Annotated in this window: 10 protein-coding genes and 1 pseudogene; 6 read left to right on the top strand and 5 right to left on the bottom strand. The window is 42.9% G+C overall.

Going from position 1 to position 9972, the window contains the following annotated elements:
* The 3 genes from Q0241_RS11365 to Q0241_RS11355 form a co-directional block, all read right to left on the bottom strand.
* Window positions 1–2449 (bottom strand): hypothetical protein (locus Q0241_RS11365; RefSeq protein ID WP_299377431.1); only part of this gene is annotated, 2449 nt, incomplete at its 3' end.
* Window positions 2450–2597: 148 nt separating this feature from the next.
* Window positions 2598–3626: a CsgG/HfaB family protein gene (locus tag Q0241_RS11360; protein ID WP_299377429.1), complete on the bottom strand. Its 1029-nt coding sequence runs from the start codon at window positions 3624–3626 to the stop codon at window positions 2598–2600.
* Window positions 3627–3669: 43 nt separating this feature from the next.
* Window positions 3670–4284 (bottom strand): hypothetical protein, encoded by a 615-nt coding sequence (locus tag Q0241_RS11355; protein WP_299377428.1) that lies wholly within the window; start codon window positions 4282–4284, stop codon window positions 3670–3672.
* A 330-nt stretch (window positions 4285–4614) separates the two neighbouring features.
* Here Q0241_RS11355 and Q0241_RS11350 point away from each other — a divergent pair, with 330 nt between their 5' ends.
* From Q0241_RS11350 to Q0241_RS11335, 4 genes are read left to right on the top strand one after another with little or no spacing between them, the layout of a single operon-like run.
* Window positions 4615–5313: a MotA/TolQ/ExbB proton channel family protein gene (locus tag Q0241_RS11350; RefSeq protein ID WP_299377426.1), complete on the top strand. Its 699-nt coding sequence runs from the start codon at window positions 4615–4617 to the stop codon at window positions 5311–5313.
* A 5-nt stretch (window positions 5314–5318) separates the two neighbouring features.
* Window positions 5319–5735: a biopolymer transporter ExbD gene (locus tag Q0241_RS11345; RefSeq protein ID WP_299377424.1), complete on the top strand. Its 417-nt coding sequence runs from the start codon at window positions 5319–5321 to the stop codon at window positions 5733–5735.
* Complete coding sequence (locus Q0241_RS11340; protein WP_299377422.1) at window positions 5732–6160, top strand: biopolymer transporter ExbD; 429 nt, start codon at window positions 5732–5734, stop codon at window positions 6158–6160. Before Q0241_RS11345 ends, Q0241_RS11340 begins: the two co-directional genes overlap by 4 nt.
* A 12-nt stretch (window positions 6161–6172) precedes the next feature.
* Window positions 6173–7279: a TonB family protein gene (locus tag Q0241_RS11335; RefSeq protein WP_299377420.1), complete on the top strand. Its 1107-nt coding sequence runs from the start codon at window positions 6173–6175 to the stop codon at window positions 7277–7279.
* Between the two features lie 55 nt (window positions 7280–7334).
* Here the strand turns inward: Q0241_RS11335 and Q0241_RS11330 are convergent, their stop codons facing one another.
* Complete coding sequence (locus Q0241_RS11330; RefSeq protein WP_299377418.1) at window positions 7335–7631, bottom strand: hypothetical protein; 297 nt, start codon at window positions 7629–7631, stop codon at window positions 7335–7337.
* Window positions 7632–7946: 315 nt separating this feature from the next.
* On the opposite strand from Q0241_RS11330, the gene Q0241_RS11325 reads away from it, so the two are divergent.
* Window positions 7947–9047 carry a 5-formyltetrahydrofolate cyclo-ligase gene (locus Q0241_RS11325; protein WP_299377417.1) on the top strand — a complete coding sequence of 367 codons (1101 nt, stop codon included), beginning with the start codon at window positions 7947–7949 and terminating at the stop codon, window positions 9045–9047.
* A 116-nt stretch (window positions 9048–9163) separates the two neighbouring features.
* Here Q0241_RS11325 and Q0241_RS11320 read toward each other — a convergent pair.
* A pseudogene (locus Q0241_RS11320) lies at window positions 9164–9601 on the bottom strand (oligopeptide/dipeptide ABC transporter ATP-binding protein); the annotation flags it as partial.
* Window positions 9602–9660: 59 nt separating this feature from the next.
* Here Q0241_RS11320 and Q0241_RS11315 point away from each other — a divergent pair.
* Window positions 9661–9936 (top strand): transposase, encoded by a 276-nt coding sequence (locus Q0241_RS11315; RefSeq protein WP_299377415.1) that lies wholly within the window; start codon window positions 9661–9663, stop codon window positions 9934–9936.
* Window positions 9937–9972 lie beyond the last annotated feature (36 nt).

Here is a 9972-nt window from a genome sequence, read left to right as displayed (position 1 = left end):
CCTTTTCTCTCAATGCTTTTGGCCCCGTGAAGGTTTTGTTCATTTGCTTGCGGAGTTCTTCTTCAGAGCGCATGCCACTTACATCAAAATCTATGTACACGGTATCACCAGCCTCGACCAACGCTTGCTGTGCTTTTTTGACTTCATTCAGTGCGTCACCTCTTACTCGATTTCTTCGAAGCTGTTCATCGACCTCATTCTTATATCGACCATCTTTATCTGTGCTTTCCTGTTTAATCTGATCTTCAATTTTATCGAGTTTATCTGCAAGTTGACCAAATTTTGCCAAGTTATCTGCCGAACCGCCTTTGGGAATTTCACCGGATGCCAAAGCTTTATCCGCAGCGTCAAGTCGTTGTAAGGCAGAATCAAATTGCGCACCGACTTTTTCCAGTTCAGCAATGTCCATCCCCTTGATAGACTTTGATTCATAGAAAGAGTTCATAAAATCATTGGGGATCTCACTATCAATATTAGGTCCGATTGGTGCGCTCAGATACCCATTGGCTTTTTGATTTTTATCAAAAGCCTTCTGTGCTTTTGCCAACTCCTCCCCAAGCCCCAAAGAATTTACTTCCAATACAAAAGCAGCATCCTTTGCATCAGCTTGGGCGGCTTCATTTTTCTCCAGCAATCCTTCCAAACCCCGCATTTGTTTTCTAAGATCACTGGCTTCATTCTCGCTAATACCTTTGGTGTGTTTCTGCCATTCTGCCTTTTGCTTAAGGTCAGACATCGCACGACGAATTTTCTCTTCCTGCTCAGCCAGGTTTTTGATTTTTTTATCAGATTTGTGTTTTTCAAACTCGGCATCATTCATACCAAACTTGCGATCTTTCATATCTTCGACTGTCTGAACAGCTTTTTGATGTTCCTTAATATCTTTTCTAAATTGCTTTGCTTCTTTTTGTAATGCAGTACCACTATTGCGATGTGCCGCCTTATCAGCCTGATTTTCTGCACGTAACTTGCGCACATTCTGACAAGCAGAAGATCGGCAATTTGGATCGCCATCTCGACGCATCTCTTGCTCTATTTCTCGAAGATTTTTATCTGCCCGATCCAGATCTTCACCATCTTTTTTATGTTTTTCCGCTTTCCTCTTTAACTCCTTATTCTTTTTCTCAAGCTCTTTACGTTCTTTTTCCAGCTTTTTCTCGGCCTCTCGACGTGCTTTGTATTTTTTATCTTTTTTCTGGCGTTCCAACTCTTCTTTAAGTTTTCGTTGTTGTTCTTCCAACTTGGCTTTGAGTTTTTTCTTCCGCTCTTTTTCTTCCTGTATCTTCTTTTCTCTTTCTTTCTGCCTTTTGTCTTCTTCCGCAGCAGCGTCCTCTATATCTTTTGGATCGACCTTAATCTCTAAAGTATTTTCACCAATCATCGCCAAAGAATTATTTGCCGCATTGCGCACCATGTCACCGACTTGTGAAATAAGGCTATTGAGATTAGGACCTGACCATTCGCGCACGGTGTCAATACTTGTTATAGGCGCTACATCTTCACGAACCAGATTACGTTTAGCCCGTTCTTCCGATGCTTTACGCATCGCTGTAATTTGCTCCAGCGTCATCCCCGGTGGTTCTTTTTCCTCTTCATGATGAACAACATCGCCCCCACCAGAAGAAGATACTTCTCCCGATCCGTCAGAAGCTGCCGCAGCCGCGGCCTCTTCGGTCTCCTCTTCTGATGTTTCTTCTGTAGCCTCATCCACTTTGGCCACAGCTTTTGCAGAACTATCATCACCGGATGCCTCTGATGTCGTTTTCGCCCCGGTTGATGCCGTTGATGTGTCAACCGTTTCAACCTTGCTCGACACACTTGGTGCTTGGGGAGCTGTTTGAATAATCGCTGGACTTTCGAGGACAGGATTATTCTGAATAATATTTGGTGTGCTAGGGGAAATATAAGGAACTGTTGTCCCCTTGCTCACACTTTCAGTTCTGGTCGTTGTGGGAACTGGCGCTTGATAGACCGTCGTATTTGTAGAAGTCGTACTTGTGGTCACACCACCGCTTGTGTTTGTTGTCGTCTCTGTTCTGGTCACAGTCCCCGTAACCCCAGATGTCATTCCCGGGGTGCCTGTTTGTATTGGCATGGCAAGCGGTGCGCTGTAACTCTGTACGCTATAAGTAGGTATCGGTGCTTCAGTGACAGGTCCGTACGGCAAGGTTGGGCGATAAGGTTGGGCTGGACTATAAGGAGAAACGTATCCTTCGGCCTGCTGTGCCTGAGTAGCTTGGCGGGCCTGAGTGGCTTGTCTTGCATACCCACCACCAGGGACAGTCACCTGCCCCGGCGTAAAAACCGTATACCCCGGGTTTTGATAGGTTGGCGTTTCTGTGCTTTGGGACACAGCTGTCGAAAGAGACCAGATCAAGATACAGCTTGCTGTAATAACAATACCACTAAAACGAAGGGTTCGTTTGAATTTTATTGAAGTACCAACCATATGGTTTCTCCCAAAACTATCCGGGAGGAGACAATTCAACCGTTTTATATTTCTTCGTATTGTTTGCGCTTAATCACGTGTTGAATTTCAGTTCAGCTAAAACTTATCCCCGGATAGAGCTTACCTCTTACAAGACGATTATTCAGATCTACCTGACAATAACGATAATGTCGCCACGCTGAGGAGTATCAATATCAAGTGGTACAAACCCACCAAAAGAGAGCTTTGCCGTGACATCTGTGACCGTGACTAAGCCAAGCTCTTTTTTACGGATCATCAACACTTCACCAGTTTGCGGGTCCGTCAATTTTTTAATGACACGTTCAACCATAAACTTGTCATTTGCCTGTATCCCTGAATTCGCGCCCGCATTAATATAAACCTGCCCCTCGTCAAAATCGACAACTCGCCCTGTCCAAGCAACAGAATTGCTCTTTGCAGCGATCATTTGAACAGCACGTGTAATTGCTTTTCGTGTCGCTTCCCCCAAAGGAGTTTTCAGAAACTGGTTCGTTCCCATGCTCACCCCTTTATATCCAAGAGACAGGTCCCAGGATGAGTTATCAATAGGTTCGGAAACACGATATACTTCTTCAACCTGTGACGTCGTTGCATTAACAAGACGAATATCCATAGCAACTTTGCCAGAGGCAGATTGGCGCGATAAGGCCCCGCTAAAAAGATTGCCCACATTGCCCCCGGAAAGTCCGACACCAAAACCACCACCTTCATCTTGGTCGCCAAATTCAGTAACGGATCCATAAATCAGGAAATTCAATCCCGTTACCTGTCCGAGTTCTGGTCCTGTTGTGGGATTGGTGACATTCTGGCCCTTCATTTGTTGTTCAGCCAATACCTGTTGCATATTGGCACGCTCAACAACAATAAAACGACCAGATTCAACAAGTGCAGATGTCATCATTGCTGATAAGCCGCCCCCGATATCCCAATCACCGTACTTTTGTTCAAACGAACCAACAGCATCAAACTTCCCAACACTGACAACTCGTTTAGGCCCAGCGATTTCCTGAACAGGTTCAGTTAAAATTGCCACCTTTTCAGCATCGTCATTTGTTGTTTGCGCATAAACAAAAGATTGAGAAGAGAGAAAAAGAACAATAAATGAGAGAAAAAAGAAGCGAATTTTTGAAGAGTTATTATACCAAAGACCAGACATCTGCACGTTGCCTTTCCACACCTTTTCGTCTTGGTTAATCAGATTAATCTGCTACCCAAGAACCGTTTGATTTATCAATTTTATAGCGTTCAACTAGTGACCCCTCGACGGTAACAACTTCGGCCGTGATATATTTATCTTCTTCTTGGATTTTCCCGATCTTCAAACGCTCGTTACCATTAATCATCAATTGATATTCAAGTAACAAGCGGACAGCTTTTTCTGATGGCCCAGCAGGACCATAGATATTGTTTGCAGAGCGAGAATTATTTCCTGCTACAGGAGAAAGAGCGCGTGGCAACGTAGATGGCGGCGCACTTAAAGTATTATTTGTCTGCTGATTTTCGGGCTGATTTTCGGAAAGCGACCTGACAATGTTTGATAAATTATTAATCTGTTGCGTTAAGGCATAATAGTCGATCTGTCGATTACGAGGATCGCGATAGATACTCTCATAACCAAGTTGAGATTGCGCACGAACTTTCGACGCCTCTCTTAATTGCTGAGCTTGGTAATGCTGACGTTCTTTTAAACTGACGTCATCAGAGAATGTAACCGAGGAAAAACCAACACACTGAACCAGATATAAAAAAATAACGCCATATCGAACTATTTTTTTATTGGTTACATAACTCCTGAATTTAAGTGGAACATCCATTGATCTTCCAGACATAAAATTATGGAGGTATTAGTATTTATATCTTTATTATACACTATGGGAACATTTTTCAAAGAAGAGAATAATTAACTACAACCTATAATTAAATCACGCTCAAAGCCAAACTTCACATCCCTTACAATTTCAATCAATACGATTACAAAATACATCCTAAAGCTGCAGGTAAATTATCTAACGTTCCTCAATATCTCTCCTCCTGTCTCCCTAAAAACAAGGAATTTTATTGCTTTAATTAACTTGTATGATAATGAGTATCACTATTATTTAGAGTCGCAAAAGTTCTTTTAACCTTAAAACCGAGTGAAATCCATGTTGCAAACTACGGAAACTGAGGCCCTTTGGTCTCTAATAGAAGTAATTGATGCAGCCGGTGCTGTGGGTTGGGTTCTTGCCTGTATGGCAGTATCAGCTGCAGTTGTAACTTTCTATAAGGTTATTGTTTTTTGGCGCTCAGGACTTTGGCAGACCAAATCATTGAAACAGGCACGTGTTCACCTAAGGGAAGGAGAAATTCCCGAAGCCATTCGTACATTGGAAAACTTACACCACCCAGCGGTTCAACTGGTTACATTGGGACTGGAACGTGCCCAAACTGTGGGTTTTAATGACAAAACCCTTGAAATAGAGATGGAACAACTCTCTCTTGGCGTCCTAGAACGCCTTAAATCCGGTATTCGCTTTATTGGTGCTGTTGCAGCTCTCAGCCCTCTCATGGGGTTACTTGGGACTGTATTGGGCATGATAGATGCTTTCCGGCAGATGGAAGCTGCAGGTAATCAGGTTGACCCCGCTATTCTATCCGGGGGTATATGGTTGGCTTTATTGACAACTGCCATTGGTTTGGTGGTCGCTATTCCGACAACTGCAGCACAAATCTGGCTCAACAGTGTTATCCAGAAAACAACACGTCGGCTGGAAGAAACAGGTACAGCTGTTATGAGCGGGTTACATATTCACAGTCTAAAGCCAAATACTATTAACAATACTGTTAACCTTGCGGCCGAATAAACGTTATGCGCCTGAGTGCTGAAAACACAGATAAATTGCCTGTGATCAGTTTGACCCCCTTGATTGACGTAGTCTTTATCCTGCTGATCTTTTTTATGCTCGCGTCCAGTTTTCTGGATTGGCGAGAACTTAGTGTTCAAGGCCAAGAACACAAAACAAGTACAGCACCACCTTCGTCACCACCGAAAGAAACAATCCGACTATCTCTTCTTCAAAATGGTACGATCAAGCATGGCGCGAAAACAATCAGCCAAAGTGATTTGGATCAGTTAGTCACGACACAGACCTCTCCCCTAGATGTAATCAAAGTATTTATCTCTGTCGACGATGGTGTAAAAATGCAAAACACCCTCGACTTTCTTCAGGATCTCAAGGCATTGGGTCTGCTTGACCTAACCTTGGTTGAGCATGCAAAACCATGAAAATAAGGCAAAACGAAAATACATCTGAATTAACGGAAAGCACATTGCCAATGATCAATGTTGTCTTTCTGTTGCTGATATTTTTCATGATCGCAGGTTCACTTCAAAAAACACTACCTTTTAACATCACACCGTTAAAGGCACAGGCCGATATCCCTAAACAGGAAACGCCATTAATTATCCACATATCAGCACTCGGCCAAATTATGGTTGAGGATCAAGAAGTTAAATTCGAGAAACTGAAAACGGTTATTCAAAAAAAATACAATAGCAACGATGGCCAGATCACAACGCCGCAGTTCCCTCACATACGTCCGATAACCATTCGTTCAGATCAATCAACAAACACGATGGATGTCATTAAAATACTTTCCCTGTTGAAAGAAATGAAAATCGAACAGGTTGCACTGGCAACCATACGTTAAGAAGGTACGATCGTGGAGCTAACCATACGCAATGGCTTGTTTGAAAAGCTTCTTACCACCTTTGGCCTATTTCTTCTATGTGGGCTAACTATTACGGGCTTGATAGTTAACCACACACAACACGCAGGTTTCGAAGACGGTAACGACGGGGGCAGTATCGTTGTCTCCCTATCTTCAGCACCGGGTGCAGAAGCCGCCGCTTTAGGAGAAACTATCTCGAAAAATAATCCAGAAGCAACCAATCAGAAAGAAGCTCAAACAACACCAGAGATAACGCAACCAGTCGAAAAGGTTGAACGTAATGACCTTATCCCGGATATTCCCAAAGAAACAGAGGTTGTTGAAGAAGATTACGTTCCCGAACCACAAACAGAAACCATCGTTCCTGTGCCCAAAGAAGCACCAGAGATACCAAAAGACACGATAACAAATACGATACCGGAACCGAAAACACCACCTGAACCAGTACCTTCACAAACTGACGTCGCCGAGACCGTTATTGATCAGAAACCTAAAGCAGAACCCACCCCCATTACTGCAAAGGTTCAAAAGCCAAAACCTAAGCCAAAGCCCCCTGTCTATAAGCAACCAGAACAGACACAACAAAAGCAGAAAGTAAAGGAAAAGCCCGCCCCCCAAAAGACATCGACACCACAGCCGAAAGAACAGGCGGACACAGGAAGCGATAAAGAAGCTGTCGAGGCTACGAATAGCGGCCTCACGAATGATAATCAACGATCATCCGGGCAAAAAGGCATTACTTCGACAAAAAGTGCAAATACAGGTAGCAGCAGCCAACAAAATCGTAATAGTGGTGCAGGACAAAAAGCCACGGGTGATTATTGGAAAGCGGTACAAATACGACTGGCACGGAACAAACGTTACCCACGGAAAGCAAAACGTCGGCAAATGCAGGGCGTAACTCTCGTAGAAATTACGTTGTTAGCATCAGGAAAACTTAAAAGCTACCAGATACTTGAAAGTTCAGGGTTCCCTCTGTTAGATCAAGCTGCAACCAAGATGATCGAAAAGTCAGCTCCCTTTCCACAATTTCCTGCGAGTATTACAAAGCCACAAATGACCCGTCAAATCCCCGTTCATTTTAACTTAAAAAATTGAGATTAAACGGGCTAAAGTCTCTTAATTCAATACAAAAGAAATTTTGTTTATGTAATTATAAAACAACAGTTTTTGACTTTATTGCCTCTGAGAATTTAGTCCTTAAACAGATTAAGTTTGATTGATAAAAGCTCTCTCCCAACCAAGCAGCAAACTGGCGCCCGGTCTCATAAGCCTGTTCAGAACTTTTTTGTCCGGCGTTGGGCCCTTTTCCCTTCTTTGGATAAAGAAAGGGAAGACCGCGTCGATAATCATCGTAGCCTTGTCGAAAGCTCTCAGAACGATAAAGCTTATCAACGGAAGTAACAATAAAAGCTTTTGAATTACCTGATGTTATTGATGAATGAGTCATAGCCAAAACCAACCACAAAAAACATATAAAAGTAATATAGGTAAAATTATTTAAAACAAAAGAAGATTGTGTCTCCCCCATTCCTCAAGAACCCTTTGATACCCCCCTGTTATCTGGTCTTCCTAACGTTAATAAATCATAATACGAAGCTCTCATAGAACAAAACATTTCAATAGGTCGCAGATTGATCTGAAAAGCTGCTCTTTCAGTAAAATCAAAAGGCGCTCATTCGATACAATAAGATTTGACTCTGAGTGAAAAAATTTAGGTAAATCCTTAAATCCGGACGTTTTCAGTAACCAAGGAGAACACATCATGACGAATGACTGGAAAACAGTTCAAAATTGGCGAAAAACCAAGCGATTAGAGTTGCGATCGCTACGCAAAGAGCTCTCGGTTTCCCAAAGAACAAACACAAGAAAAATAGTTAGTGATCACCTTCGTCATAATTTCCCTGAATTACAAAAACCAGAACTATTAAAGAAAGCCTGTATTTGTTTCTGCTGGCCCTTTGAAGGCGAAATCAACTTTCTGGATTTGGTTAGGGATTCTCTCGAAAATGGAGCTACAGCGGCCCTACCCGTTGTTGTAGAGAAAAACCAGCCATTAGAATTTTGGGCGTGGCACCCTGGAATGAAAATGGTACGGGGCATTTGGGATATTCCAATGCCCGAAGAACGTATTCTTGTCACCCCAACAATTGCACTTGTACCATTGGTAGGGTTCGATAACGAAGGCTATCGCCTAGGCTATGGAGGTGGTTACTTTGACCGTACATTAGCATCCCTTAGCACACGCCCCTTGTCCATCGGCGTAGGCTATTCGTCTGGGCATCTAGAGACGATCTATCCCCAACCACATGATATTCCCCTGGACGCTATCGTGACAGAAAAGGGCTGCTCTATATTCAAAAAACCAAATCAACGAATACCAACTGACACAGACAACCTCGATAACTATTCATCCCCCCCCTGCTTTATGCACGAAGTTGATCCTGTGTATCTAGGGTATAAAAGCCAATCTGAATTAATCGTTCTCTTGAATGATTTTCTAGAATACGAACTGGAAGGATTAAAAATCATTACCTATCTTTCCAAGCAATCTGACGGCCAATTGTCCAATCACTCGCTGACACAGATTTCTGATGCTAAAAACAAGATCAGCCAGATGCTCTCACAGCATATAAACAGGCTAGGACAGGATCAAAGTTCAGACAAACCTATGACCAAGGCAAAGGTTTCTCCCCATCTTGCCAGCCCAGATCAAGCCCTCGTTCACCTTAAAAGCATTCATCATCAAAGCGTACAAATGCTTCAAGACATTCTGCCTAGAGTTGAAGACAATGAGGTAGCTCTGGATTTACAGAATATGCTGGATACTTACGAAGAGATCATAAAGAAACTCACAAGCTCATAGATTATCTGTAAAAAGTATAAGATTATTCATTATTATTGATGGCTCTGGTGATAAGGATATCTCCCCATCACCAGAGGCCTTCACACAAAGATCTTTTGTCACCAACAACCCGAACTTCAATCACTGAAATGGCACGCCACCATATGGGAATTACCCTCGGTATCCTGCTTTAGTAACGGGATTTCTTGTGCACAGAGATCAGTGGCCTTTGGACAACGGGTCCTAAAAACACAACCCGAAGGTGGGTCCAACGGGCTAGGCAAGTCCCCTTCCAACAAAATCGTCTCTTTGTTACGTTCAATTTTGGGGTCAGGAACAGGAACGGCTGAAATCAATGCCTGTGTATATGGGTGTTTAGGGTTATCATATAAATCATCTCTATCAGCAATTTCCATTACTTTACCGAGATAAAGCACCATCACTCTGTTTGAGATGTGTTTTACCACGCTCAAATCATGCGCAATAAAGACAAGTGATAGACCCATTTCCTTTTGTAGATCCATTAATAGGTTAATCACCTGTGCCTGAATGGAAACATCCAGTGCCGAAACTGGACCCGTCCCTATAAAGTGGAGAGTACTTTCTGTTAAATTTTGATCAACAGGAGGAACGTATGAACCTAAAAAAATCAGATGCATTTAAATCGGAAGCCATCCAGCTTGCCCTCACCAGTGGTTTGTCTCGCAAGCAAGTTGCTTCGGACCTTGGTATCGGTATGTCTACTCTTAATAAATGGGTTTCCCAGCACAAACATGATGATTTGATGTCAGGTCCGCATGATGATGTTCAGAAAGAATTAGCCCGCCTTCGCAAAGAGAACCGTATTTTGAAGGAGGAGCGGGATATTCTAAAAAAGGCGACGGTCTTCTTTGCCAGCCAAAAGCGGTGAGATATGAATTTATCAATGCAAAGAAGACCGAACATT

Source organism: uncultured Kiloniella sp. (genome assembly GCF_937128705.1).
Lineage (GTDB): Bacteria > Pseudomonadota > Alphaproteobacteria > Kiloniellales > Kiloniellaceae > Kiloniella.
The sequence above is the reverse complement of the archived record's forward strand: the minus strand, read 5'-3'. Positions and strand labels throughout refer to the sequence as shown.

What these genes read in the sequence shown, in the direction of transcription:
- Q0241_RS11325 (WP_299377417.1), top strand. Translation starts at nt 7,947, where the DNA reads ATGACGAATGACTGGAAAACAGTTCAAAATTGGCGAAAAACCAAGCGA.
- Q0241_RS11360 (WP_299377429.1), bottom strand. Translation starts at nt 3,626, where the DNA reads ATGTCTGGTCTTTGGTATAATAACTCTTCAAAAATTCGCTTCTTTTTT.
- Q0241_RS11330 (WP_299377418.1), bottom strand. Translation starts at nt 7,631, where the DNA reads ATGACTCATTCATCAATAACATCAGGTAATTCAAAAGCTTTTATTGTT.
- Q0241_RS11350 (WP_299377426.1), top strand. Translation starts at nt 4,615, where the DNA reads ATGTTGCAAACTACGGAAACTGAGGCCCTTTGGTCTCTAATAGAAGTA.
- Q0241_RS11345 (WP_299377424.1), top strand. Translation starts at nt 5,319, where the DNA reads ATGCGCCTGAGTGCTGAAAACACAGATAAATTGCCTGTGATCAGTTTG.
- Q0241_RS11340 (WP_299377422.1), top strand. Translation starts at nt 5,732, where the DNA reads ATGAAAATAAGGCAAAACGAAAATACATCTGAATTAACGGAAAGCACA.
- Q0241_RS11355 (WP_299377428.1), bottom strand. Translation starts at nt 4,284, where the DNA reads ATGGATGTTCCACTTAAATTCAGGAGTTATGTAACCAATAAAAAAATA.
- Q0241_RS11315 (WP_299377415.1), top strand. Translation starts at nt 9,661, where the DNA reads ATGAACCTAAAAAAATCAGATGCATTTAAATCGGAAGCCATCCAGCTT.